At 64.7% G+C, this 25378-nt stretch carries 19 protein-coding genes; 13 read left to right on the forward strand and 6 right to left on the reverse strand.

Going from position 1 to position 25378, the window contains the following annotated elements; all coding sequences use genetic code 11:
- Positions 1–32: 32 nt before the first annotated feature.
- The 3 genes from IC762_RS10495 to IC762_RS10505 all read right to left on the reverse strand — a co-directional run bounded on the left by IC762_RS10495 (position 33) and on the right by IC762_RS10505 (position 4358).
- On the reverse strand, positions 33–1352 hold the full coding sequence (locus tag IC762_RS10495; protein ID WP_195788722.1) for a dicarboxylate/amino acid:cation symporter: 1320 nt from the start codon (positions 1350–1352) through the stop codon (positions 33–35).
- Positions 1353–1440: 88 nt separating this feature from the next.
- Positions 1441–2898 carry a sensor histidine kinase gene (locus IC762_RS10500; RefSeq protein ID WP_433995904.1) on the reverse strand — a complete coding sequence of 486 codons (1458 nt, stop codon included), beginning with the start codon at positions 2896–2898 and terminating at the stop codon, positions 1441–1443.
- A 185-nt stretch (positions 2899–3083) separates the two neighbouring features.
- Positions 3084–4358 (reverse strand): serine hydrolase domain-containing protein, encoded by a 1275-nt coding sequence (locus tag IC762_RS10505; RefSeq protein ID WP_195788724.1) that lies wholly within the window; start codon positions 4356–4358, stop codon positions 3084–3086.
- 144 nt (positions 4359–4502) lie between these two features.
- Here IC762_RS10505 and IC762_RS10510 point away from each other — a divergent pair, with 144 nt between their 5' ends.
- The 6 genes from IC762_RS10510 to IC762_RS10535 all read left to right on the forward strand — a co-directional run bounded on the left by IC762_RS10510 (position 4503) and on the right by IC762_RS10535 (position 12586).
- Positions 4503–5417 carry an intradiol ring-cleavage dioxygenase gene (locus tag IC762_RS10510; RefSeq protein WP_195788725.1) on the forward strand — a complete coding sequence of 305 codons (915 nt, stop codon included), beginning with the start codon at positions 4503–4505 and terminating at the stop codon, positions 5415–5417.
- A 362-nt stretch (positions 5418–5779) separates the two neighbouring features.
- Complete coding sequence (locus IC762_RS10515) at positions 5780–7162, forward strand: MFS transporter (RefSeq protein ID WP_195788726.1); 1383 nt, start codon at positions 5780–5782, stop codon at positions 7160–7162.
- 82 nt (positions 7163–7244) lie between these two features.
- Positions 7245–7670, forward strand: coding sequence for a globin family protein (locus IC762_RS10520; protein ID WP_195788727.1), 426 nt, complete (start codon positions 7245–7247; stop codon positions 7668–7670).
- Positions 7671–7681: 11 nt separating this feature from the next.
- Entirely contained in the window at positions 7682–8890 is a 1209-nt protein-coding gene (locus IC762_RS10525; protein ID WP_195788728.1) for an NAD(P)/FAD-dependent oxidoreductase, read from the forward strand.
- A gap of 1 nt (position 8891) precedes the next feature.
- Entirely contained in the window at positions 8892–11591 is a 2700-nt protein-coding gene (locus tag IC762_RS10530) for a nitrate reductase (RefSeq protein ID WP_195788729.1), read from the forward strand.
- 92 nt (positions 11592–11683) lie between these two features.
- On the forward strand, positions 11684–12586 hold the full coding sequence (locus IC762_RS10535) for an SMP-30/gluconolactonase/LRE family protein (RefSeq protein WP_195788730.1): 903 nt from the start codon (positions 11684–11686) through the stop codon (positions 12584–12586).
- 140 nt (positions 12587–12726) lie between these two features.
- Here the strand turns inward: IC762_RS10535 and IC762_RS10540 are convergent, their stop codons facing one another.
- Together IC762_RS10540 and IC762_RS10545 are read right to left on the reverse strand one after the other, a co-directional pair.
- Positions 12727–13653: a response regulator transcription factor gene (locus IC762_RS10540; RefSeq protein ID WP_195788731.1), complete on the reverse strand. Its 927-nt coding sequence runs from the start codon at positions 13651–13653 to the stop codon at positions 12727–12729.
- Positions 13643–17011: a hybrid sensor histidine kinase/response regulator gene (locus IC762_RS10545; protein ID WP_195788732.1), complete on the reverse strand. Its 3369-nt coding sequence runs from the start codon at positions 17009–17011 to the stop codon at positions 13643–13645. The genes IC762_RS10540 and IC762_RS10545 overlap by 11 nt, the downstream gene beginning before the upstream one ends.
- Positions 17012–17183: 172 nt before the next feature.
- Here IC762_RS10545 and urtA point away from each other — a divergent pair, with 172 nt between their 5' ends.
- The 7 genes from urtA to IC762_RS10580 all read left to right on the forward strand — a co-directional run bounded on the left by urtA (position 17184) and on the right by IC762_RS10580 (position 24063).
- The gene (urtA, locus tag IC762_RS10550) at positions 17184–18446 is read left to right on the forward strand and encodes an urea ABC transporter substrate-binding protein (RefSeq protein ID WP_195788733.1); all 1263 of its coding nucleotides are present in this window, start codon (positions 17184–17186) and stop codon (positions 18444–18446) included.
- A gap of 122 nt (positions 18447–18568) precedes the next feature.
- Positions 18569–19495: an urea ABC transporter permease subunit UrtB gene (urtB, locus tag IC762_RS10555; protein ID WP_195788734.1), complete on the forward strand. Its 927-nt coding sequence runs from the start codon at positions 18569–18571 to the stop codon at positions 19493–19495.
- A 22-nt stretch (positions 19496–19517) separates the two neighbouring features.
- Positions 19518–20654, forward strand: a complete 1137-nt coding sequence (gene urtC / locus IC762_RS10560; RefSeq protein WP_195788735.1) for an urea ABC transporter permease subunit UrtC — start codon at positions 19518–19520, stop codon at positions 20652–20654.
- Between the two features lie 12 nt (positions 20655–20666).
- On the forward strand, positions 20667–21422 hold the full coding sequence (gene urtD / locus IC762_RS10565; protein ID WP_063695194.1) for an urea ABC transporter ATP-binding protein UrtD: 756 nt from the start codon (positions 20667–20669) through the stop codon (positions 21420–21422).
- A gap of 246 nt (positions 21423–21668) precedes the next feature.
- Positions 21669–22358, forward strand: coding sequence for an urea ABC transporter ATP-binding subunit UrtE (gene urtE, locus IC762_RS10570; protein ID WP_195788736.1), 690 nt, complete (start codon positions 21669–21671; stop codon positions 22356–22358).
- A gap of 30 nt (positions 22359–22388) precedes the next feature.
- Positions 22389–23618, forward strand: a complete 1230-nt coding sequence (gene fmdA, locus IC762_RS10575; RefSeq protein WP_195788737.1) for a formamidase — start codon at positions 22389–22391, stop codon at positions 23616–23618.
- Positions 23619–23709: 91 nt separating this feature from the next.
- Positions 23710–24063 (forward strand): FmdB family zinc ribbon protein, encoded by a 354-nt coding sequence (locus IC762_RS10580; protein ID WP_195788738.1) that lies wholly within the window; start codon positions 23710–23712, stop codon positions 24061–24063.
- 172 nt (positions 24064–24235) lie between these two features.
- On the opposite strand, the gene IC762_RS10585 is transcribed toward IC762_RS10580, so the two are convergent.
- Positions 24236–25321 carry a substrate-binding domain-containing protein gene (locus IC762_RS10585; protein WP_195788739.1) on the reverse strand — a complete coding sequence of 362 codons (1086 nt, stop codon included), beginning with the start codon at positions 25319–25321 and terminating at the stop codon, positions 24236–24238.
- Positions 25322–25378: the final 57 nt, after the last annotated feature.

Below are 25378 nucleotides of genomic sequence, written 5' to 3' on the forward strand. Positions count from 1 at the left end.
GGCGCGCCCGCTGTTGCCCGGGCAACCATCCCTCAGCCCGCCGTCACATCCACCGTTTCGGCGCCCTCGAGCACACGGCGGGCCTGGTCGCGGTCGAGATCCCCCTCCCAGGCGGCGACCACCACGGTGGCCACGCAATTGCCGATCAGATTGCCGACCGCGCGCGCCATACCGATGAACCAGTCGACCGACAGCACCAGCACGAGGCCGATCGCGGGAATGCTCGGCACCGCATTCAGCGTCGCCGCCAGGATCACGATCGCCGAGCCCGGCACGCCATGGGCACCCTTCGAGGTGATCAGGGAAACGCCGAGCACCAGCAGCAGGTCGCCGAACGACAGCGGCGTGTTGGTCGCCTGGGCGATGAACACCACGGCCAGCGTCAGGTAGATCGAGAAGGCGTCGAGGTTGAAGGAGTAGCCGGTCGGGATCACGAGGCCGACCACCGATTTCTTGACGCCCAGCGCCTCCAGCTTGCGCATGATCTGCGGCAGCACCGCGTCGGAAGATGCGGTCGCCAGCACGATCGTCAGCTCCTCGCGCAGGTAGCCGAGAAACTTGAAGATGTTCACGCCGGCGAGCGCCATCACGGAGCCGAGCACGCCGAGCACGAAGATCGCGACCGAGACGTAGAACAGCGCGACCAGCGACACCAGTTGCTTCAGCGAACCGACGCCGTATTTGCCGACCGTATAGGCGACCGCGCCGAGCACGCCGATCGGCGCAACCCGAACGATCAGGCCCATGGCGCGGAACAGCACGGTCGACACCGCGTCGATGAAAGAGGTGATCTTCTCGCCCTTCTCGCCGCCGACCAGCGCCAGGCTGGTGCCGAAGATGATCGCGAAGAACAGCACCTGCAGCACGTCGTTGCGCGACAGCGCGTCGAACGAGGTGGTCGGGATGATGTTGAGCAGGAAGCTGCCGATGCCTTCGCCCTTCAGCTTCTGTGCGTTGCCGGCATAGTTGCCGAGCGCCTTGGCGTCCAGCGTCGAGGTGTCGATGTTCATGCCGTGGCCGGGCCCGAACAGATAGGCGAGCAGGAGGCCGACCACGAGCGCGACCGTCGTCATCGCCTCGAAATAGGCCAGCGCCTTGACGCCGACGCGGCCGACCTTCTTGAGGTCGCCGGCGCCTGCGATGCCGTGCACTACGACGCAGAACACGATCGGGGCCACGATCATCGAGATCAGCTTCAGGAAGGCGTCGCTGAGGATCTTCAGCCCGGTGGCGAAATCGGGGGCGGCCACGCCGACGACGATGCCGAGCAGGAGCGCGATCAGCACCTGCACGAACAGCGACGTGTAAAGCGGCTTGCGTGTCGCGGTGGCTTCCGCTGCGATGGTCGTCATGAGTCCCCCTGATGTCGGCTGGCCCGAACCTGCTCCAGCTTAGCAATCTGCGTGCCAAAATGCCGCAGGATTGGGCAGCACAGCAAGCTCAGCCGTCGTCCTCCAGCGCGCCGGTCACGGTGTAGACGACCCCGCCGGGCAGGAAATCGACCGTGGCCTCGCCGCCGAGCTGGTCGCGGGCGCTGCGCTCGATCAGCCGGGAGCCGAAGCCGCGCTGCACCGGCGCGGTGACCAGCGGGCCGCCGGCCTCCGTCCAGATCATCCGGAGCGTCCGGCCCGGGCGGTCGTCGCGGAGCTCCCAGTCGAGCGCCACCGTGCCGGCCTCGTTGGACAGCGCGCCGTATTTGGCGGCATTGGTCGCCATCTCGTGGACGATCATCGACAGCACCAGGGAGAGCCGCGGTGACAGCGGTACCCGTGGTCCGAACATCCTGACCCGCTCGGGGGCGTTGAGCAGATAGGGCTGCAGCACGCGCCCGAGCACGTCCTGCAGGTCGGAGCCCTGCCATTTCGCCGTGCTGAGCAGATTGTGGGCCTCGGCGAGCGCGCCGAGCCGTCCCTCGAATTTCTCGCGCTCGGCGCGGCTGGCGCTGCGGAAGGTTTGCGTGGCGATCGACTGCAGGATCGCCAGCGTGTTCTTGACGCGGTGGTTGAGCTCCTCGATCAGCAGATCATGCAGCGCCTCGCCGCGCGCAATCGTGGTCGCCATTCGCACGGCAAAGCCGAGCCCGACCATGAGCAGCACGCCGCCAATCACGCTGGTGATCGCAAGTGAGCGCCACAATGGACCCACCAGCGAGCTTTCGGCGATCCCCGAGGCGACGGTCCAGCCGGTGATGCGCGATCGGGTCAGCCCGGTGATCAGCGAGACGCCTTCGAGCGATATCGTCGCCAGCGTCGCCTCGTTCTGGCGGAACATCTCTGCATATAGCGAGGGCGAGGCGCGCTGACCGATGGTCGCCTGCGGGTTCGGCACCCGCGCCAGGTTGACGCCGTCGCTGTCGAAGATCGAGATGGTCCAGTCCTGGTTGAGGCGCTGCTTCTCGATGATGGCCTGAAACACGTCGAGTGGCGGGCTGAAGGAGATGTCGTAGACCACCTCGCCATCGCGCAGCACCGGCACCTCGACGGTGATGATCAGGCGCCGCTTCACCGCGCCGAAGAACAAATTCGAGTAAACCGGCTGCCTGGTCGAAAACACCTTCTCGACGATATCGAGATTGTTGCGCGGCGGCAGGCTCGCAGTATCCGGCGTGATCGACGAGAACAGCTGCCGGCCGGTGCGGTCGGCCACCAGCACCACGCCGTCCTTGCCGTATTGGTCGAGGAAGCCGAGCGCGACGCGGCGGAAACTGTTGAAATCGCCATTGCGCAGCGAGTTGGTCAGCGCCAGCACCTGTAGCCCGCCGGTCATGCGCTGCATCTCGGAGTCGAGCACGAGGCGGATGTTGCGGGCGGTCTCGAGCACGCGCTGGGTGGCGTCGGCGCGATCCTGTCGGTAGTTGTGGAAGACGATTCCGATCGCGAACACGATCAGCGGCAACATCGTCCCCGCGACCAGCAGCGCGAGACGGACTGGCAATGTCAGTTTCGGCACGAAGTCCCCGGATCGGTGCCCATTTGCCGCGAGCTTAGGAGAAGGCGGGAAATTTCGCCAAAAAATTCGTCAAGGAACGGCCGATCCGGGCCAGGTTCCGCGGCGCCCTGGTTGCGCCGCGGAATGGCATCGCGTCAGAGGTTGCTCTCAGTGATCGCCGCGTAGACCATGGTCCGCAACTCGCGCCGCAGCGGATAGGCGCTCGACGGCAGCACCTGGGTCATGAAGATCGTGATCAGCTCCTCGGCGGGATCGATGAAGAACGAGGTGGTCGCAGCACCCCCCCAGTTGAACTCGCCCGGGCTGCCGGCGATCAGCGTCTGCGATGGGTACATGGTGACGGCGAAGCCGAGGCCGAAGCCGATGCCGTTGTAGGCGGCTTCGCTGAACAACGAGCGTGACATCGCAGGCAGGTCGACGCCGCCGGGCAGGTGGTTCGAGGTCATCAGCTTCAGCGTCTTCGGGCCGAGCAGCCTCACTCCGCCGAGCTCGCCGCCATTGATCAGCGCACGGCAGAAGGTGAGGTAGTCACCCGCGGTCGAACACAGCCCGCCGCCGCCCGAGACCAGCGAGGGCGGTGACAGGAACGAACTGGTCGTCGGATCGTCCTGCAAGGTCAGCGTGCCCTTACGGTCGGTGGCCAGCGGGTTGAAGCCGCCTTGCGGATCGGCCGAATAGCAGGCGGCAAACCGATGCGCCTTGTCCGCCGGCACGAAGAAATCGGTGTCGTTCATGCCGAGCGGCTTGAAGATGCGCTCCTTCAAGAACTGCTCGAACGGCATGCCCGAAATCTTGCCGACGAGATAGCCGAGCACGTCGGTGGCGACCGAGTAGTTCCAGGCCTCGCCCGGCGAGAACTCCAGCGGAATCTTCGCCAGGTCCTCGATCATGCCGTCGAGCGTGCCGGCCTTGATGACTTCGCCGATCTTCTTCTCGCGATAGGCCGCGTCCACGTTGGAGCGCTGCTGGAAGCCGTAAGTGAGGCCCGAGGTGTGGCGCAGCAGGTCTACGATCAGCATCGGCCGGGTCGGTGGGCGGGTCAGGAAGGCCGGCGCGGTGCCGGCGGCGAACACGCCGAGATTTTTCCATTCCGGGATGTATTTTGCGACCGGCTCGTCGATCGCGACGCGGCCTTCCTCGACCAGCATCATGAAGGCGACCGAGGTGATCGGCTTGGTCATCGAATAGATGCGGAAGATGGTGTCGTCCTTGACCGGCACCTTGCGCTCGAGATCGGCAAAGCCCTGCACTGCGGAATGGACGATCTTGCCGCGGCGATAGATCAGCAGCTGCGTCCCGGGAAAGCGGCCGGCATCGATATAGCGGCTCTTCAGATGCGCTTCGAGGCGGTTGAGCGCTGCGGTCGACATGCCCGCGGATTCGGGCGAGGCGGGGGTGGGGGCTAACATCTGATATCCTCCGGCTTGGCGAGGGGGTCTTGATAGCCGAAAAGTGTGCTCCGCACCAATCCGCCGCCGCTTACCGGCACTGCGCTTGTGGTGTACGCTCGTGCCTGCAATCGCGCTCCACGGGAGCTCAAGGGAAACGCCGAGATGACCCAGTTCAACGACACCGAGCTCACCGCCGCCGTCATCAAGAGCTTCGAGGAGACGCCGAATCCGCGGGCCAAATTCCTGCTGCAGGAGCTGGTGAAGTCGCTGCACGATTATGTGCGCAAGACCGACCTCACCTTCGAGGAATGGGACTACGCGATCGATTTCCTCACCCGCACCGGGCAGAAGTGCACCGACATCCGCCAGGAGTTCATCCTGCTCTCCGACGTGCTCGGCGTGTCGATGCTGGTCGATGCCGTCAACCACAGGGATCGCGACGGCGCCACCGAGACCACCGTGCTCGGCCCGTTCTACGTCGGCGAGCACAAGGTGACGCCGCACGGCACCGACGTCTCGGCAAACCTGGCGGGCGAGCGCATGTTCGTGCAGAGCCGCGTCACCGACCTCAAGGGCAGGCCGCTCGCCGGCGTGCCGGTCGATATCTGGCACGCGGATGACGCAGGCTTCTACGACTCCCAGAAGGCGAATTTCGCCACCGAGGGCGCCTCGTCGCGTGCACGCTTCATCACCGATGCCGACGGCCGCTTCTATTTCCGCACCATCCTGCCATGCAGCTATCCGATCCCGACCGACGGCCCGGTCGGTCAGATGATCACGCAAACCAACCGTCATCCGATGCGCCCGGCGCATGTGCACTTCCTGGTTAACGCCAAGGGCCATGAGCCGCTGATCACCCACGTCTTCATCGAGGGCGACAAGTATATCGACTCCGATGTCGTGTTCGGCGTGAAGGACGAATTGATCGCCAAGGTGGAGAGGCGCTCCGATCCGGTGATGCCGGACGGCAAGCCGGCCGACGGTCCCTGGCACCTGATGACCTACGAATTCCACGTCAAGCCCGGCGGCGGGTTGGCGCCGGCACCGCTCGGGACCAAGGTCCCCGAGCACGCCTGATCGCGCCAACGGCGTCGACTGCTGATGGCGCGTGGCGCGCGTTGCTGCGCCTCGCGCCATTGCCTTGCTCAATTCATGAGCGGCATGATTACAGTTTGTGCGTCGCACAACGAATGAGCGAATCGCCATTTTTCGATGCGGTGCGCGAGGCGCCCAAGGAATCGCGCTATCGGTCTATATAGCTGTATTTGCTTGTACTTTTCGTGATGTGCGATTTGGCACGAAGCTTGAATTGTTCAAGCTGACGCCATCGACGCCGTCCTTCGCAAACCAATCATCCGAACTTTGACGCTGCCAAGCCGGGGCCTCCCTGGAGTGCGCCTCCGTGGCTCCTCGCGATCGCAGCCCGAAAGGAATTTGTAATGAGCAAGGAGAACCCGACCTGGATTTCCGAGTGGAATCCCGAGGACGAGGTGTTCTGGAATTCCAAGGGCAAGCTGATCGCCCGGCGCAATCTGATCTGGTCGATCGTGGCTGAGCATATCGGGTTCTCCGTCTGGCTGATCTGGAGCATCGTCGCGACGAAATTGCCGGCGGCCGGTTTCCACTACACCACGGACGAGTTGTTCCAGCTGGTCGCCATTCCCGGGCTGATCGGCGCGCTGATGCGCTTTCCCTACACCTTCGCGGTGACGATGTTCGGCGGCCGCAACTGGACGATCTTCAGCGCGTCGGTGCTGTTCATCCCGACCTTCGGCCTGGCCTATTTCGTCAGCCAGCCCGACACGCCGTTCTGGCTGATGCTGCTGGCCGCGTCCACCGCCGGCCTCGGCGGCGGCAATTTCGCCTCGAGCATGACCAACATCTCGTTCTTCTACCCGGACCGCATGAAGGGCTGGGCGCTCGGCCTCAACGCGGCCGGCGGCAATATCGGCGTCAGCAGCGTGCAGCTGCTCACGCCGATCCTGATGGGCATCGGTCTGATCAATCTCTATCAGGCGACGCCGGTGTCGGGCGTCTATCTGCAAAACGCCGGCCTGATGTGGGTGCTGCCGATCTGCATCGCGGTGTTCGGCGCCGTCTACTTCATGAACAACCTGACCTCGGCGAAATCCTCGTTCAAGAACCAGCTCGCGATCGTCGGTCGTAAGCACACCTGGATCATGGCTTTCATCTATATCGGGACGTTCGGCTCCTTCATCGGCTACTCGGCGGCGTTTCCGCTGCTGATCAAGACGCAGTTTCCGGCGGTCACGATTGCCATCGCGTTCCTCGGACCGCTGGTGGGCTCGCTGTCGCGCCCGCTCGGCGGTCTGCTGGCCGACAAGATCGGCGGCGCGATCATCACGTTCTGGAACTTCATCGCCATGGGCGCGGCGACGATCGGCGTTCTCTACTTCGTCGGAACCAAGGATTTCACCGGCTTCCTGGCGATGTTCCTGATCCTGTTCGTCACCACGGGCATCGGCAACGGCTCCACCTATCGGATGATCCCGTCGATCTTCCGCGAGGAGAATCTGCAGAAAGCAAAAGGCAAGGGCGATGCCGGCAGGGCAATGGCGCTGAAGACGGCGAGCATCGAGAGCGGTGCTGCGCTCGGCTTCATCGGCGCGATCGGCGCCTGCGGCGGTTACCTGATCCCGAGCGGATTCGGCAAGTCGATCGCCGTGACCGGCGGCCCGCAGCTCGCGCTGGAAATCTACCTGGCGTTCTACGCGGTCTGCCTGGCCCTGACGTGGTGGCACTACCTGCGCCGCAGCTCTGCCTCGTCGAGCGTCTCGACCCTCGCCGAAGCGCGGATCTGACGCCGGCGCGACGCCACGCCACCAATACCGTTCTCCTCTCCCCGCTGGTCGGGAGAGGAGCGGCAAACCGCAGGAGGACGTGATGACACCCGACCAAGTGACGCTCGTGCAGGAGTCTTTTGCCAAGGTCGCGCCGATCTCGGAGCAGGCGGCGGTGCTGTTCTATGACCGCCTGTTCGAGGTCGCGCCCGGCGTGAAGGCGATGTTTCCCGCCGACATGGCCGAGCAACGCAAGAAGCTGATGGCGACGCTCGCGGTCGTCGTCAACGGACTGGGCAATCTGTCGTCGGTGCTTCCGGCGGCACGCGCGCTGGCGAAGCGCCATGTCGGATATGGCGCCAAGCCCGAGCATTATCCGGTCGTCGGCAGCACGCTGCTGTGGACGCTGGAGAAGGGGCTCGGCGAAGCCTGGACTCCCGAGGTCGCCGCCGCCTGGACCGCCGCCTATGGCACGCTGTCCGGCTACATGATTTCCGAAGCCTATGGCAGCGCGCAGGCGGCCGAATAGGAGCGTTTTGAGTGAGCGAACCACTGGTCATCATTGGCAATGGCATGGCGGCCGCGCGCCTGGTCGACGAATTGTCGAAGGTCGCGCTCGGCCGCTATGCCATCGCCGTGATCGGCGACGAGCCGCGGCTCGCTTACAACCGCGTGCTGCTGTCCTCGGTGCTCGCCGGCGAGACCGGGTCGCATGAAATCGAGCTGAAACCGGCCACCTGGTGGCGCGAGCGCGGCGTCACGCTGAAATACAATTGCATGGCGACCGAGATCGACGTCGGCCGCCACGAGGTCAAGATCGCCAACGAGGAGAGCGTCGGCTTCTCGAAACTGGTGCTGGCGGTTGGATCGTCGGCGCTGCGGCTCAACGTGCCGGGCGCCGATCTCGCCGGCGTCCATACCTTTCGCGACACCCGCGACGTCGACCTCCTGCTGACGCTTGCCGCGCAGAAGAAGCGCGTCGTCGTGGTCGGCGGCGGCCTGCTCGGGCTCGAGGCCGCCTATGGCCTCGCCAAGGCCGGCGCGACCGTAATGCTGTTGCATCTGATGGACCGCCTGATGGAGCGTCAGCTCGACGCGCCGGCGGCGGCGCTGCTGAAATCGCTGGTCGAGCGCAAGGGCATCGAGATCTTGCTCGAGGCGTCGACCGCGCGCATCCACGGCGAGCGTCGGGTGAGTGGCGTCGAGCTCACGGACGGCCGGCAGATCGCGGCCGATGCCGTGATCTTTGCCGCCGGCATCCGGCCGAACACGGCGCTGGCGCGCGAAGCCGGCATCCCGATCAACCGCGGCATCGTGGTCGACGACCATTTGCAGGCCGGCGGCGCAGACGTGTTCGCGATCGGCGAATGCGCCGAGCACCGCGGCACCTGTTACGGCCTGGTCGAGCCGGCCTACGAGCAGGCGCGTGTGCTGGCGAGGCATCTCGCCGGCGCCGATGCGGTCTACACCGGCAGCGTCGTCGCCACCAATCTGAAGGTGTCCGGTGTCGGCGTGTTCTCGGCCGGCGATTTCCTCGGCGCCGACGGCAGCGAAAGCCTGGTCCTGCGCGACGTCGGCCACGGCACCTACAAGAAGCTCGTCATTGCCGAGGGGCGGCTGACTGGGGCGGTGCTGATCGGCAATACCTCCGACGCACTCTGGTATCTCGATCTGATCCGCACGCGGCGCCCGATTGCATCGATCCGTGCCGACATGATCTTCGGCCGCGCGCTCGCGGAGGCGGCGTGACATGACCGCCGTCGATCCCGCCCTCCGCGCCGTCAGAACCACCTGCGCTTATTGCGGCGTCGGCTGCGGCGTGCTGGCGACGCCGGATGGGCAGGGTGGTGCCGCGATCTCCGGCGATCCCGAGCATCCCGCCAATTTCGGCCGGCTGTGCTCCAAGGGCTCGGCGCTCGGCGAGACGTTGGGAGTGAGCGACCGGCTGCTGCATCCGATGATCCGCTGCGGCGAGGCGATGCAGCGGGTCGACTGGAGCGATGCGCTCGATCATGTCGCGCACCGCTTCCAGCACATCATCGCGCGCGACGGTCCCGGCGCGGTGGCGTTCTATCTCTCCGGCCAGCTTCTGACCGAGGATTATTACGTCGCCAACAAGCTGATGAAGGGATTTGTCGGCAGCGCCAATGTCGATACCAATTCGCGGCTGTGCATGGCCTCCTCGGTCGCCGGCCATCGCCGCGCCTTCGGCGCCGACACCGTGCCCGGCTGCTACGAGGATCTCGACGAGGCGGACTTGCTGGTGTTCGTCGGCTCCAATGCGGCGTGGTGCCATCCGGTGCTGTTCCAGCGCATGCTGGCCAACAAGCAAAAGCGCGGCGCCCGCTTCGTCGTGATCGATCCGCGCCGCACCGACACGGCAGAGGACGCTGATCTCTTCCTCGGCGTGAGGCCCGGCACCGACAGCGCGCTGTTCAACGGCCTCTTGGTCCACCTCGCCGACAACGGCGCGCTCGATCGGGATTACATCGAACGGTACACTTCCGGCTTCGACGACGTGCTGGCGCGGGCGCGCGGCATGGCCAGCAGCGTCGCTGCGACCGCGCTCGCGACCGGCCTCACCGAGCAGGATGTCGCGGCGTTCTTCAAGATGTTCGCGGCAACACCGCGCGTGGTTACCCTGTATTCGCAGGGCGTCAATCAATCGGCACAGGGCACCGACAAGGTCAACGCCATCGTCAACTGCCATCTGGCCACGGGGCGGATCGGCAAGGTCGGTGCCTCGCCTTTCTCGCTGACCGGCCAGCCCAACGCGATGGGCGGCCGCGAGGTCGGCGGCCTCGCCAACCAGCTTGCTGCCCATATGGGCTTCACGCCGCCCGACATCGACCGCGTCAGGCGGTTCTGGAAGGCGCCGCGGATCGCGACCCATGAAGGGTTGAAGGCGGTGCAGATGTTCGAGGCGATCGGCCGTGGCGAGATCAAGGCGCTGTGGGTGATGGGCACCAATCCGGTGGTGTCGTTGCCGGACGCAGACGCCGTGCGCGAGGCACTGAAGAAGCTCGATCTGTTCGTCGTCTCCGAGAATGTGCTCGCCAACGACACCGTCGCGGCGGGGCCGCATGTGCTGCTGCCGGCGCACGCCTGGGGCGAGAAATCGGGCACCGTGACCAATTCCGAGCGGCGGATCTCGCGGCAGCGCGCCTTCCTGCCCGGGGCCGGGGAAGCCAAGCCCGACTGGTGGATATTGAGCGAGGTCGCCAAGCGGCTCGGCTTCGGCGCGGCGTTCGCTTATCAGTCGGCCGCGGATATCTTCCGCGAGCATGCCGCGCTCTCGGCGTTCGAGAATAATGGCGCGCGCGATTTCGACATCGGCGGATTGAAAGCGGTCTCCGACGACGGCTTCGATGCAATGGCCCCGGTGCAATGGCCGTTGCGGCTGAACGCGCAGCCGCAAGAGCGCTTCTTCGCCGAGGGCGGCTTCTACGCCGCCGACCGCAAGGCGCGCTTCGTCGCACCCGAGATTCCGGCGCTGCGCAGCGAGACCAATCCGGCGCGGCCGCTGCGGCTCAATACCGGCCGCATCCGCGACCAGTGGCACACCATGACGCGCACCGGCATGAGCCCGCGGCTGGGCGCGCATCTGCCCGAGCCGTTCGTCGAGGTGCATCCCGACGACGCGTTGAAATACGGCGTCGCCGACGGCGGCTTCGCGCGCATCACCACGGACTATGGCCAGTGCACGCTGCGCGTCGTCATCAGCGAGCGCCAGCAGCGCGGCATGCTGTTCGCGCCGATCCACTGGAGCGCGGCGACCGCGACCGGCGCGCGTGTCGGCGCGCTGGTCGCGCCGTTCACCGATCCGTTCTCGGGCCAACCCGAAACCAAGGCGACGCCGGCTGCGATCGCGCCCTATGAATACGTGTTCCGCGGCTTCGTGCTGTCGCGCACACCGCTCGAATTGCCGGAGCATGCCTGGGTCGCACGCGTCGCGGTCACCGGCGGCTACGGCTATCTGTTCGCCGACAATGCCGACTTGAAGAGCTGGCAGGCATGGATGCACCGAGCCGTCGGCGATGAGGTTGCCGAGTACAATGATTTCGGCGGCGGCGTCTATCGCGCCGCGGCCTTCGCGGAGGACCGTATCGCGGCGTGCCTTTTCATCGGTCCCGCGGGCGATGCCGGCGACTGGAACGTGGTGAAGAATCTGTTCGCATCGGATGCACTCGATGACAGCCAGCGCCGTATGCTGCTGTCGGGCAAGGCGGCGGACGGCGTGGCGAGCACGGGTCCCATCGTCTGCGCCTGCTTCGGTGTCGGCCGCGACACGATCTGCAACGCAATCGCGGCAGGTGCGCGGTCGCCGGCCGAGATCGGCGCGAAGCTCAAGGCCGGTACCAATTGCGGCTCCTGCATTCCCGAGATGAAGCGGCTGATCGCGCAGGTGCCGGCCGATGCTGCCGAGCCGGCGCTGGCTGCGGCGAACTGAGCGCGTTCCACGCCATTGCGACCCGACGGCTCGCAATGATGGAGGGAAGCTATTATGGTCCACCCCGCTCCGCCAACGGGTGAACCAACAAAATGATGTATCTGGAAGCACCGCCCCAACTGATCCCGACCGAACTCTTCTCCGCCATGCCAGCCGAATTCCGCCGCAAGGTGGCGAGCGAATGGGCCGATGCCAACCGACCCGGCGCAGTGACGGATTGCTTCATCGAAGGCCCGTCGTTCGATTCAGCGGGCAATCTCTATATCGTCGACATTCCGTTCGGCCGCATCTTCAGGATCGCGCTCGACAAGTCCTGGTCGCTGGCCGCAGAATATGACGGCTGGCCGAACGGGCTGAAGATCGACGCCAGGGGCCGCATCCTGATCGCCGACTACCGGCACGGGCTCATGGAGCTCGATGCGGGGTCCGGCAAGGTCACGCCGGTGCTGCGCTCGCGCAATTCGGAATCGTTCCGCGGCTGCAACGATCTGCATATTGCATCCAATGGCGACATCTATTTCACCGACCAGGGCCAGACCGGCCTGCACGATCCGACCGGCCGGGTCTACCGGTTGCGCGCGAGCGGCCAGCTCGACTGCCTGATCGACACCGGCATCAGCCCGAACGGCCTGGTGCTCGATCCGCACGAGAAGGTGCTGTTCGTCGCGATGACCCGTGACAACGCGGTCTGGCGTATGCCCTTGATGAAGGACGGCAGCGTCTCCAAGGTCGGACGTTTCTGCTCGCTGTTTGGACCGAGCGGGCCCGACGGCATGACGATGGACAGTGCGGGGCGGCTGTTCGTGGCGCACGCCTCGCTCGGCCATGTCTTCGTGTTCGCGCCGAACGGCGAATGCATCGCGCGGATCGAGTCCTGCGCCGGGCAGAGCTGCACCAATGTCGCGATCGGCGGCGACAAGCGCGACCGGCTTTACATCACGGAGTCGGTAACGGGCTCGGTGCTGGTGGCTGATATCGGCGGGCTGGATCGATAGCGGCCGTTGATCCTCGCGTGTCATCCCCGCGAAAGCGGGGATCCAGTACGCCGCGGCTTCTCGTATCAAATGCAGGTCTCTGGAATACTGGGTCGCCCGGTCAAGCCGGGCGATGACAGTGGAGGGGAGGCAATTAGGCTTCATCCCTTCCGGTTCTTCGCATTCACCGCGATCGCCGCGGCGGCGGTGCGGTTCTCGACGCCGAGCTTGGAATAGATCTGCTCCAGATGCTTGTCGACGGTGCGTGGGCTCAAGCCCAGGATCTGCGCGATGTCGCGGTTGGTCTTGCCCTTGGAAAGCCAGGACAGCACCTCGCCCTCGCGGGTGGTGAGGCCGAGCTCGCTGGAGAATTCGGCGGGCATGTCGCCGGAGGTGTCCTTGGCGAGCCGTAGCAGGAATTCGTTGGGGCCGAGCTTGCCCATATACTGCAGGCGCAACTGCTCGTTGCCGGGAAACGACGCCATGGTCGCGGTCTTCGCCGCCGCCTTGCCCTTCTGCGCCTGGTCGAGCCATTGCGGCATCGGATCGGGCAGCACGAAATCGTCGTCGGCGTCCGCCAGCGTCTCCGAGAGCAGGCGCTGCGCCTGCGGCGTCGCCCATAGCAGCTTGCCGGTGCTGTTGACGGCCAGCAGATAGCGGCCGGAGACGTCGAGCGCGGCGCGCGCGCTCTGCGTCATCCGGGCGTTGGCAAGGTGGACGCGGATGCGCGCCAGCATCTCCTCAACCACGATCGGCTTGGTAACATAGTCGACGCCGCCGGCCTCCAGTCCGCGCACGATGTGCTCGGTCTCGGCGAGCCCGGTCATGAAGATGATCGGCACGCCGTCGAGCCCGGCGTCGCGCTTCAGCCGCCGGCAGGTCTCGAAGCCGTCGATGCCGGGCATCACGGCGTCGAGCAGCACGATGTCGGGCGTGATCTGCTCGACGATCCGCATCGCCGACGCGCCGTCGAGCGCGACCATGACGGTCATGCCGGCGCCGTCGAGAGCGTCGGTCAGAAGCCGCAGCGTCTCGGGAGAGTCGTCGACGACAAGCGCGACGTCGCGTTTCTTGGGGTCAATGGTCATAGCTGTGCAATGTCTTCAGCGTCGCCATGTACTGGTCGAGATCGAAGCGGTCGATCAGGGCCCGCATCTCGGCGACGAATTCGGCCTGCTCCGGCAGCTCGTTTCCGATCTCGTCGAGCTTGAGCTGGATCGCCCTGACATAGCCGAGCTGGCCGAGCGCGATCAGCTCCTCGACATGTTTCACCGGCGGGCGCGAGGCGGCATCCGGTTTCCATGGCGGCAATGGCGTCTGATCCGCTTCGTATTGCCATTCGATCTTCAGCAGCTGCCGGATGGTTTCCAGGAGCCGCGGGATATCGATCGGCTTCATGAGATAGCCGTCATGGAACGGCTGCGCCAGCGGCGCGCCATGGGCTTCCAGCGCGCTCGCCGAGATCATCAGGATGCGCGCCTGGTGATGCCCGGCCGAGCGCAGGGTCTCGGCGACGGTCCAGCCGTCCATGCCGGCCATGGAGATGTCGAGCAGGAACAGATCGGGCCGGCAGTGCTGCGCCAGCGCCAGGCAGCCGGGGCCGTCGGGTGCGCTGAGCAGGATGAAGCCGAGCGGCGCCAGCACCTCGCGCAAGAGATCACGATGGGTCGGGTCGTCGTCGGTGATCAGAATGGTCTTGCGCGGGCCGTGATAGCCGTAGACCGGAGCGTCGACCGGCGCATCGCGGCGCGGGTTGGTCACTTCCGACAGCAGCAGCTTGACGCGGAATGTCGAGCCGGTCCCGACGGTCGAGGTCACCTTGATGTCGCCGCCCATCACGCCCGCGAGCAGGCGGCTGATGGTGAGGCCGAGGCCGGTGCCGGTCTGTGGCTGCGTGACGCCGAGCGCGCCGCGCTCGAAGGGCGCGAAGATGCGTTCGAGATCGTCGGGCTGGATGCCCGGTCCGGTGTCGATCACCTCGAACTCGGCGACCGGGCTGCGGTAATGCACCACGAATTGCACGCATCCGGCCTGCGTGAACTTGATCGCGTTGGAGAGCAGATTGATCAGGATCTGCCGCAGCCGCTTCTCGTCGGCATAGACCACGACCGGCAGCACCGGCGGCCGCTTGAACACGAAGTCGATGCCTTTGGCTGCCGCCTGCAGGCGGAACATGCCGACCAGCTGATCGAGGAAATCGTTCAGCCGCACCTCGTCGCGTGACAAATACAGGCGTCCGGCCTCGATCTTGGAGATATCTAGGATGCCGTCGATCAGCCCGGACAGATGATCGGCGCTGCGGCGGACCACGCGGACCTGATCGCGCGGCCGTGTCGGCAGGCTGTTGTCCTGCTCCAGCAATTGCGCATAGCCGGAGATCGCGTTCAGCGGCGAGCGCAGCTCGTGGCTGAGGCCGACGACATAGCGGCTCTTGGCGAGGTTGGCGGATTCCGCGACTTCTTTTGCGCGCTGGAGCGCGGCGTCGGTGCGCTTGTGGGCGTCGATCTCCTGGATCAGCAGCGTGGTCTGCCGCCGTGTTTCCTGCTCCGCCGCGCGCCGGCTCTGCTGCGCCAGCACGAACAGCCACGCGACCACCCCGATGATCAGGGTCAGCGCAAAGAACACCTTCAGCAGCACGGCACTCAGCCATGGACCGGCGTGCGTGGTGGTCGACGTCTGCAGATAGATCAAGCCGAGCACCAGCCCGACGAGGCCGGCCGAGACCACGAACACGCCGAGATAATGCCCAAGCTGGGAGTTGATGCGGGCGTAGATCGGCTGCGGCAATACTTTGCCCAGCGCGTCCGACACCTGTGCGCCGACCCGCGCATGCGGCTTGCAGAGATCGTGGCAGCGTGCGTCCAGCGAGCAGCACAGCGAGCAGATCGGGCCGGCATAGGCCGGGCAGGAGGCCATGTCCTCCGGTTCGAACGAATGCTCGCAGATACAGCACTGGATCTGCTCGAGGTTCTGCCAGCTCCGCTTCGGCTTGCGCGCGATGTAGTATTTGCCGTCGGTCGCCCACGCGATCAGCGGTGCCGTGATGAAGGCGACCGCGAGCGCGACGAACGCCGACAGCGCCTTCGCGGTCGGGCCGAACAGGCCATAGAACGCGCTGATCGATACGATGGTGGCGATCGTCATCGCGCCAACGCCGACCGGGTTGATGTCGTAGAGATGCGCGCGCTTGAACTCGATATGTTGCGGCCGCAAGCCCAGCGGCTTGTTGATGACGAGGTCGGCGACCAGCGCACCGACCCAGGCGATCGCGACGTTGGAATAGAGCGCGAGCGTCTGCTCCAGCGCCTTGTAGACCCCGATCTCCATCAACAGCAGCGCGACGACGACGTTGAACACCAGCCACACCACGCGGCCCGGATGCGAGTGGGTGAGACGCGAGAAGAAGTTCGACCAGGCGATCGAGCCGGCATAGGCGTTGGTGACGTTGATCTTGACCTGCGACAGGATGACGAAAGTGCCGGTCAGCGACAGCGCGAGTTCAGGCTGAGACAGCACGTAGCGAAACGCCTCGAGATACATGCTGGCGGGCTCGGCGGCATGCTCCGGCGAGACGCCGTGGCTGAGCGCGAAGAAGGCGAGGAACGAGCCCGCGAGCAGTTTCAGCGCGCCGAGCACGATCCAGCCGGGCCCGGCGCCGAGCAGGGCGATCCACCACGCCTTGCGCGAGGTGCGGCGGTCGCGCGGCAGGAAGCGCAGGAAGTCGACCTGCTCGCCGATCTGCGCCACCAGCGCAAACACCACGGAGGCCGCAGTGCCGAACAGCAGGAGGTCGAGATGGCCGGTGGTGTCGCCGTGATCGCCGGCGAATTTGCGCCACTCAGAAAAGGAGTGTGGATTGGCCCAGGCGATCGCCGCGAACGGCATGATGTGGAGGATGATCCACAGCGGCTGGGTCCAGAGCTGGAAGCGGCTGATCAGCGTGATGCCGTAGATCACCAGCGGGATGATCACGACCGCGCTGATCAGATAGCCGATCGGGCGCGGAATCCCGAAGCACATGTCGAGCGCGCTCGCCAGGATCACGGCCTCGATCGCGAAGAAGATGAAGGTGAAGGAGGCGTAGATCAGCGAGGTGATGGTCGAGCCGATATAGCCGAAGCCGGCGCCGCGGGTCAGGAGATCGATGTCGATGCCGCATTTCGCGGCGTGGTAGGCGATCGGCAGTCCGCACAGGAAGATGATGACGCTGACGACCAGGATCGCGGCGGAAGCGTTCACGGCGCCGTAGTTCAGCGTGATGGTGCCGCCGATCGCCTCCAGCGCCAGGAACGAGATCGCGCCGAGCGCGGTATTGGCGACGCGGGCGGCGGACCAGCGCCGCGCGCTCTTGGCGGTGAAGCGCAGCGCGTAGTCTTCCAGCGTCTGGTTGGCGACCCACTGATTGTACTGGCGCCTGACGCGGTCTATCCGCTGCCGCCCTGCCACTCGTTTGAACTCCTGGTCCGCGATGCCTGATGCTGTCGCGGGCAAATCCTGTACCAAAATCTACGTCGCTATTTTGCGGTGCAGTATACGCGATCTCACGTATCAGTGCGCTGCACAAAACTGAGCAATCCTCGCCTCATCCGTAAGCGTTCTCGAACCAGATGGGGTGCTCATGTCAGACGAACCGAAACCAGGCCTCAAGTCTCCGCTCCGCCGCAAGCTCCTGATGGGAATGGCCGCGTTGCCGGCTATTTCAATGTTGCCGCGCCCCTCCTTTGCGGACGTTCCCGCAACCTCCGCGGTCAACACGACGGGCCTTGCAGTCACTGATAGCGAAGTCACCGTCGGCATCCTCCACTCCGTCACCGGCACCATGGCGATCTCCGAGACCGGATCGGTGGAGGCCGAGAAGCTCGCGATCGAGCAGATCAACGCCGCCGGCGGCGTGCTCGGCCGCAAGATCAAGTTCATCCAGGAAGACGGCGCCAGCGACTGGCCGACCTTCGCGGAAAAGGCCAAGAAGCTCTTGGTCAACGACAAGTGCGCCGCCGTGATGGGCTGCTGGACCTCGGCCTCGCGCAAGGCGGTGCTGCCGGTGTTCGAGCAGTACAACGGCATGCTGTACTACCCGACCTTCTACGAAGGCCTCGAGCAGTCCAAGAACGTGATCTACACCGGCCAGGAGGCGACCCAGCAGATCATCGCCGGCCTCGATTGGGTCAACAAGACCAAAGGCGCCAAGAGCTTCTATCTGCTCGGCTCCGACTACATCTGGCCGCGCACCTCGAACAAGATCGCGCGCAAGCACATCGAAGGCCATCTGCAAGGCTGCAAGGTGGTCGGCGAAGAGTACTTCCCGCTCGGCTCGACCCAGTTCAATTCGGTCATCAACAAGATCAAGCTGACCAAGCCCGACGTGATCTACGCGATCATCGTCGGCGGCTCCAACGTCGCCTTTTACAAGCAGCTCAAGGCGGCCGGCATCGATTTGTCGAAGCAGACGCTGCTGACGATCTCGGTCACCGAGGACGAGATCGACGGCATCGGCGGCGAGAACATCGCGGGCGCCTATGCCTGCATGAAGTACTTCCAGTCGCTCGACAACCCGAACAACAAGGCCTTCGTGCCCGCCTTCAAGAAGATGTGGGGCGAGAAGACCGTGATCGGCGACGTCACCCAGGCTGCCTATCTCGGCCCGTGGCTGTGGAAGTTGACCGCGGAGAAGGCGGGCTCCTTCGACATCGACAAGATCGCGGCGGCCTCGCCCGGCGTCGAGTTCAAGGGCGCGCCGGAAGGCTATGTGCGGATCCACGAGAACCATCATCTGTGGTCGAAGACCCGCGTCGGCCGCGCCAAGGCCGACGGCCAGTACGAGCTGATCTACGAGACCGCCGACCTGGTCGAGCCGGATCCGTTCCCCAAGGGTTACCAGTGAGACTGCGCGGCTAAGCCGCGCTCCTCTCAACGCATCGCGGCGTGGACGTCCCTGTCCACGCCCACGATCCGGCGTCGCGGCATCGCCGCGGCGCATGCTCCCTGGAATGACGGAGGACCACAATGTTCGGCGACTATTCGCTCAGCGATCTCGGCGCCATCCTTGCGATGCAGGGATTTGCCGGGCTCATCCTGTTCTCCGTCTACGTGCTGATGGCGCTCGGACTTGCCATCATCTTCGGCCAGATGGGCGTCATCAACATGGCCCATGGCGAGTTCATGATCCTCGGCGCCTACGTCACCTGGATGACCTCGACCACGGTGCAGCATTACGCACCCTCGCTGTTTCCCGGCTATTTCTTCATCGCGATGATCCTGGCGTTCATCGCCTCCGGCGCGCTCGGCATGCTGGTCGAGTGGGCGCTGATCCGCCATCTCTACAAGCGCCCGCTCGATACGCTGCTGGCGACCTGGGGCCTCAGCCTGATCCTGCAGCAGGCCTATCGCTCGATCTTCGGCGCACGCGAGGTCGGCGTCGAGCTGCCCGACTGGATGATGGGTTCCTGGCAGGCGACGGATTCAATCCAGATTCCGATCAACGGCATGTTCGTGATGGCGCTGACCATCCTGATCACGATCGCGGTCGCCTATGTGCTGTTCTGGTCGAAATGGGGCAAGCAGGTCCGCGCCGTGGTGCAGAACCGCGTGATGGCGGGCGCCGTCGGCATCAACACCGAGAAGGTCGACTGCTACACGTTCGGCCTCGGCTGCGGCATCGCCGGCATCGCCGGAAGTGCCTTCACCATGATCGGCTCGACCGGGCCGACCGCGGGCCAGCTCTACATCGTCGACACCTTCCTGGTCGTCGTGTTCGGCGGCGCCGCCTCGCTGCTCGGCACCATCGCCTCCGCCTTCTCGATCTCGCAGACCCAGTCGACCCTGGAGTTCTTCCTGTCGGGCTCGATGGCCAAGGTGATCACGCTGCTCACGATCGTCGGGATCCTGATGGTGCGGCCGCAGGGGCTGTTCGCGCTCAAGGTCCGCAAATAAGAACAGGCAGGCGACAAAAATCATGGTCATCAACTCGCGCTTCTTCAATCGCTCCGAACTGATCGGCTTCCTCGCGCTCGCAGCCCTGCTGTTCGTCATCCTGCCGCTGTCGCTGGATATCTTCCGCCTCAATCTGGTCGCCAAATATCTGACCTACGCCTTCGTCGGCATCGGGCTCGTGCTGTGCTGGGGCTATGGCGGCATCCTGAGCCTCGGGCAGGGCGTGTTCTTCGGCCTCGGCGGCTACTGCATGGCGATGTATCTCAAGCTCGAGGCATCCAGCGTCGCCAACACCAAGATCCAGTCGACGCCGGGGATCCCCGACTTCATGGACTGGAACCAGATCACGCAAGTGCCACTGTTCTGGAAGCCGTTTCACAGCTTTCCACTGACGATCCTCGCGATCCTGCTGGTGCCGGCGCTGTTCTCCTTCATCATCGGCGCCGCGATGTTCAAGCGCCGGGTCGGCGGCGTCTACTTCGCGATCATCACCCAGGCGATTGCGGCGATCCTCACCATCCTGATCGTGGGGCAGCAGGGTTACACCGGCGGCATCAATGGGATCACCGATCTCCGCACCTTGCACGGCTGGGATATCCGCACCGATCACGCCAAGTTCATCCTGTACTTCGTCGAAGTGGTCCTACTGTTCGGCTGCATCGTCGCCGCGCAGTTCATCCGCCTGACGAAACTCGGGCGCATCCTGGTGGCGATGAGGGAGCAGGAGGACCGCGTGCGCTTCTCCGGTTACAGCGTCGCCAACTTCAAGATTTTCGCGTTCTGCGCCGCGGCGGTGTTCGCCGCGATCGGCGGCGCCATGTTCACGCTCGAGGTCGGCTTCATGTCGCCGTCCTTTGTCGGCATCGTGCCGTCGATCGAGATGGTGATCTACACGGCGCTCGGCGGCCGGATGTCGATCTTCGGCGCGGTATGGGGCTCGCTGCTCGTGAACTTCGCCAAGACATCGCTCTCGGAATCCTTCCCGCAACTCTGGCTGTTCGGCCTCGGCGCGCTGTTCATCGCGGTGGTGCTGGCGTTCCCGAACGGCCTGTCCGGGATCTGGGCCGACCACGTCCAGCCGCGCATCGATCGACTATTGGCGTCGCGCAAGCCGAAATCGGGCAACGGCTATGTCGCCGACGGCGCACCGGCCGAGTGAGGAGGGATCATCATGCTCGTCGGTCATCAGCCCAAGGACTTCCTGCTCGCCGTCTCTGGCCTCACCGTCTCGTTTGACGGCTTCAAGGCGGTCAACGATCTCTCCTTCTATGTCGAGGAGAACGAGATCCGCGTCATCATCGGCCCGAACGGCGCCGGAAAGACCACGGTGCTCGATCTGATCTGCGGCAAGACCCGCGCCACCTCGGGCTCGATCCAGTTCCGCGGCCAGGAGCTGACCAGGCTCCGCGAGAACGAGATCGTGCAGGCCGGCGTCGGCCGCAAGTTCCAGACGCCGTCGGTGTTCGAGGATCTCACCGTGTTCGAGAACCTCGAAATCTCCTATCCGCGCGGCCGCACCGTATTCGGCTCGCTGACCTTCCAGCGCGACGATGCGGTGAAGCAGCGGGTCGAAGAGGTCGCCGAGATGATCTTCCTGAAGGATCGCCTCAATACCTATGCCGACCAGCTCAGCCATGGCCAGAAGCAATGGCTCGAGATCGGCATGCTGTTGATCCAGGATCCGGACCTGCTGATGCTCGACGAGCCCGTTGCCGGCATGAGCGTGTCCGAGCGTGCCAAGACCGCCGAACTGCTCAATCGCATCATCAAGGACCGCTCGGTCTTGGTGATCGAGCACGACATGAAGTTCGTCGAGGACATCGCCCACAAGGTCACCGTGCTGCATCAGGGCCAGATCCTGTCGGAGGGGACGATGGAGCACGTCAAGAACGATCCGAAAGTGATCGAAGTCTATCTGGGCCATTGATGATGAGGTGCGTCAACCGAGCCACAAACTCGCTGCACCTCTCCCCTTGTGGGAGAGGTCGGATCGCATCGTCAGATGCGATCCGGGTGAGGGGTCTCTCTCCGCGCGTCAAATCGCCTGCCGCGCCTGTGGACAGGTACCCCTCATCCGTCGCGGACTTCGTCCGCGCCACCTTCTCCCACAAGGGGAGAAGGGAATTCAAGAAAGCGCGACCCCATCAAGGTCACACGGACTCAGGAAGCGATCATGCTGGCAATCTCTGATCTTCACGTCGCTTACGGCCAGAGCGAGGTGCTGCACGGCCTCAACGTCAATGTCGCGGCCAACGAGATCGTCGCGATCATGGGCCGCAACGGCATGGGCAAGACCACGCTGATGAAGTCGCTGATGGGCATCCTGCCCGCGAAAAGTGGCTCGGTGACCATGGACGGCGCCGAGCTCGGCGCGATGAAGAGCTACGAGCGGGTGGCGAAAGGTCTCGCTTATGTACCGCAGGGCCGCATGATCTTCTCTACCATGACGGTGAAGGAGAACATCGAGACCGGGCTTGTGGTGTCCGGCGGCTCGGAAGTGCCCGGCGATATCTACGAGCTTTTCCCGGTGCTGCTGGAGATGAAGGGCCGCCGCGGCGGCAATCTCTCCGGCGGGCAGCAGCAGCAGCTCGCGATCGCGCGTGCGCTCGCGACCAAGCCGAAGGTGCTGCTGCTGGATGAGCCGACCGAAGGCATCCAGCCCTCGATCATCAAGGACATGGCGCGCACGCTGAAGCGGATTCGCGACGAGCGCGGCCTGTCGATCGTGGTCTCCGAGCAGGTGCTGAGCTTTGCGCTCGACATCGCCGACCGCGTGCTCGTGATCGAGAACGGCGAGATCGTCCGCGACGATCCGCGCGACAGCGTCGATGCCGCGCAGATCTCGAAATATCTGTCTGTCTAACCAACCACGCGTAGAAAGGGGAGCATCTCGATGCCTGATACACTGATCAAGGTCGATCTCAGCAAGTCGGCCTATGAAAACGACAAGATCCACAACCGATGGCATCCCGAGGTTCCGATCGTCGAATGGGTCAGCCCGGGCGACGACTTCATCATCGAGACCGTCGACTGGACCGGCGGCTTCATCAAGAACAACGACTCGGCCGACGACGTGCGCGACATCGACCTCTCGATCGTGCATTTCCTGTCCGGTCCGATCGGCGTCAAGGGCGCCGAGCCCGGCGATCTCCTGGTTGTCGATCTGCTTGACGTCGGCCCGCTGAAGGAGAGCCTGTGGGGCTTCAACGGCTTCTTCTCCAAGCAGAACGGCGGCGGTTTCCTCACCGACCACTTCCCGCTGGCGCAGAAGTCGATCTGGGACATCAAGGGCCTCTACACCTCGTCGCGCCATATCCCCGGCGTCAACTTCGCGGGCCTGATCCATCCCGGCCTGATCGGCTGCCTCCCCGATGCCAAGATGCTCGCGGCCTGGAACGCGCGCGAAGCCGAGCTGATCGCGACCAATCCGACCCGGGTGCCGGGTCTCGCCAATCCGCCGTTCGCGCCGACCGCGCATGCCGGCCAGGCCAAGGGCGACGTCAAGGCCAAGATCGGTCTCGAAGGTGCCCGCACCGTGCCGCCGCGCGAGCATGGCGGCAATTGCGACATCAAGGATCTGTCGCGCGGCTCGAAGATCTACTTCCCGGTCTATGTGCCGGGTGGAGGGCTCTCGATGGGCGACCTGCATTTCAGCCAGGGCGACGGCGAGATCACCTTCTGCGGCGCCATCGAAATGGCCGGCTGGCTGCACATCAAGGTCGACATCATCAAGGACGGCGTGTCGAAATACGGCATCAAGAATCCCGTGTTCAAGCCGTCGCCGATTACGCCGAACTACAAGGACTACCTGATCTTCGAAGGCATCTCGGTCGACGAGGCCGGCAAGCAGCACTACCTCGACGTCCACATCGCCTATCGCCAGGCCTGCCTGAACGCGATCGAATATCTGAAGAAGTTCGGCTACTCCGGCGCGCAGGCTTATTCGATCCTCGGCACCGCGCCGTGCCAGGGCCACATCTCCGGCGTGGTCGACGTGCCCAACGCCTGCGCCACGCTGTGGCTGCCGACCGAGATCTTCGACTTCGACGTGATGCCGTCGTCGGCGGGGCCGATCAAGCACATCAAGGGCGACATCCAGATGCCGATCTCGCCCGACAAGTGATCCCGGCGCGAAGGATGCGGGACGGCTGCGTATTGGCCGCCCCGCATCCATCGCCGGAAATTTCACGCAAGCATCGCGCAAGGATACCAAGATGCCGATCTATGAATATCTCTGCAACGACTGCGGCCCGTTCACCGACATGCGTCCGATGGCCGAGTGCGACCTGCCGCAGGACTGTCCACACTGCGAAGAAAGCGCGCCACGCGTCATCCTGACCGCGCCGGCGTTCTTCTGCATGCCCGCGGACAAGCGCAAGGCCCACGCCACCAACGAGCAGAGCCGCCACGCGCCGAAGACGCTCGACCAGTACAAGGCCGCGCACGGCCCCGGCTGCGGCTGCTGCGCGACGACGGGGAAGAAAAAGAAGCCGGGGCGGCTGGTGACAAAGACCGCGAGCGGCGCGGTCGGCTTTCCGACGGCAAGGCCCTGGATGATCAGCCATTAGTTGCGGTCAGGGGCCGCGCCAAAAGCTCCGCCGTCGTCCCGGGCTTGACCCGGGACCCATAACCACAACTGCGTGTTGTTTGCCGTGCTGAGGCCGCATCGCGCCTCCACAACGCGACCCTGTGGTAATGGGTCCCGGCCTTCGCCGGGACGACGATGTGGATCGCCACAGATCAGCGGTCCGAATGCATCTTCTCCAAAAATTCCTTCACCCCGCTGACGGCGCCGGTGCTGGAGGCCACGTAGCCGGGCAGGGCGCCCACCGCCTTGTGAAACGCGCCGCTCTTGATGATGTCGAGCACGCGCTGCATCGGCTCGGTCTCCAGGAAGGCGCGCTTGCACACGAAGAAGTAATCTTCCGTGAGCAGGCGGATGAAATCGAGCCCGAACTGCCGCGCCGCCGCCTCGACGCCGAAACTCGCATCCGCCATGCCGCTCGCGACATAGGCGGCGACCGCGGCGTGGGTGAATTCCATGTGCTGGGCGCCGTTGATCTTGCCTTGCGGAATCCGGTGCAGCGCCAGCAATTGGTCGAACAGCAGCCGCGTGCCGGAATCGTGATCGCGGTGGACGAAGCGGGCCTTGCTGTCCACCAGGTCCTTCAGGGTGGTGATTTTCAGCGGGTTGCCGCGCTTCACCATCAGGCCCATCTCGCGGGTGACGAAATTGATCACGCGGTCCTCGCGCGGGTCGAGCCATTCGCGGCAGGCCTTGATGCCCTGCGCCCGCAATTCGCCGTGCGGCAGATGCACGCCGGAGAGATCGCAGGCGCCCTGCGCCAGCGAGACCAGCGAATTCTGGTTCGAGACATAACGCAGGTCGACGCCCATGCCGCTCTCGCGATCCAGGAACTCGCGCAATTTCGACACGGCGAAGCCATGGCTGGCATGCACGCGGATCACCTGCGGCCGCTGTTCCAGGAACGGCTTGATCTCGGTCACCAGTTCCTGCGCGAGGTTTTCCAGCTGCAACCCGAGCCGCGCCTGCATGCGCTCGCCGGCCCACACCAGCTTCTCGCCGAACGGCGTCAGCTTCGAGCCCTTGCCGCGCTGCGTCTCGACCAGCGGCACGCCGAAGAAATCGGACCATTGCTCGATCAGGTTCCAGACATGGCGATAGGACAGATGCGCGTCGCTGGCGGCGCTGGTGATCTTCCCGGTTTTCCGGATCTCGTTGAGGATGCCGAGCATCACGACCACGGTGTGTGGCGAGTTCTCCTTGCGAAAGCGCCAGACGGTTTCGATCTCGATCTGCAGCATCGTGGCATCCCAGTTATGAAGTTGAATTCATATCCTGGTATACCAATAGGCACAAGA

Source organism: Bradyrhizobium genosp. L (genome assembly GCF_015624485.1).
Classification (GTDB): Bacteria; Pseudomonadota; Alphaproteobacteria; order Rhizobiales; family Xanthobacteraceae; genus Bradyrhizobium.

Coding starts and splice junctions, on each gene's coding strand:
- IC762_RS10580 (WP_195788738.1), top strand. CDS start 23,710: ATGCCGATCTATGAATATCTCTGCAACGACTGCGGCCCGTTCACCGAC.
- IC762_RS10495 (WP_195788722.1), bottom strand. CDS start 1,352: ATGACGACCATCGCAGCGGAAGCCACCGCGACACGCAAGCCGCTTTAC.
- urtE (WP_195788736.1), top strand. CDS start 21,669: ATGCTGGCAATCTCTGATCTTCACGTCGCTTACGGCCAGAGCGAGGTG.
- IC762_RS10530 (WP_195788729.1), top strand. CDS start 8,892: ATGACCGCCGTCGATCCCGCCCTCCGCGCCGTCAGAACCACCTGCGCT.
- IC762_RS10535 (WP_195788730.1), top strand. CDS start 11,684: ATGATGTATCTGGAAGCACCGCCCCAACTGATCCCGACCGAACTCTTC.
- urtA (WP_195788733.1), top strand. CDS start 17,184: ATGTCAGACGAACCGAAACCAGGCCTCAAGTCTCCGCTCCGCCGCAAG.
- IC762_RS10520 (WP_195788727.1), top strand. CDS start 7,245: ATGACACCCGACCAAGTGACGCTCGTGCAGGAGTCTTTTGCCAAGGTC.
- IC762_RS10585 (WP_195788739.1), bottom strand. CDS start 25,321: ATGCTGCAGATCGAGATCGAAACCGTCTGGCGCTTTCGCAAGGAGAAC.
- fmdA (WP_195788737.1), top strand. CDS start 22,389: ATGCCTGATACACTGATCAAGGTCGATCTCAGCAAGTCGGCCTATGAA.
- IC762_RS10510 (WP_195788725.1), top strand. CDS start 4,503: ATGACCCAGTTCAACGACACCGAGCTCACCGCCGCCGTCATCAAGAGC.
- IC762_RS10500 (WP_433995904.1), bottom strand. CDS start 2,898: ATGTTGCCGCTGATCGTGTTCGCGATCGGAATCGTCTTCCACAACTAC.
- IC762_RS10515 (WP_195788726.1), top strand. CDS start 5,780: ATGAGCAAGGAGAACCCGACCTGGATTTCCGAGTGGAATCCCGAGGAC.
- urtC (WP_195788735.1), top strand. CDS start 19,518: ATGGTCATCAACTCGCGCTTCTTCAATCGCTCCGAACTGATCGGCTTC.
- urtB (WP_195788734.1), top strand. CDS start 18,569: ATGTTCGGCGACTATTCGCTCAGCGATCTCGGCGCCATCCTTGCGATG.
- IC762_RS10540 (WP_195788731.1), bottom strand. CDS start 13,653: ATGACCATTGACCCCAAGAAACGCGACGTCGCGCTTGTCGTCGACGAC.
- urtD (WP_063695194.1), top strand. CDS start 20,667: ATGCTCGTCGGTCATCAGCCCAAGGACTTCCTGCTCGCCGTCTCTGGC.
- IC762_RS10505 (WP_195788724.1), bottom strand. CDS start 4,358: ATGTTAGCCCCCACCCCCGCCTCGCCCGAATCCGCGGGCATGTCGACC.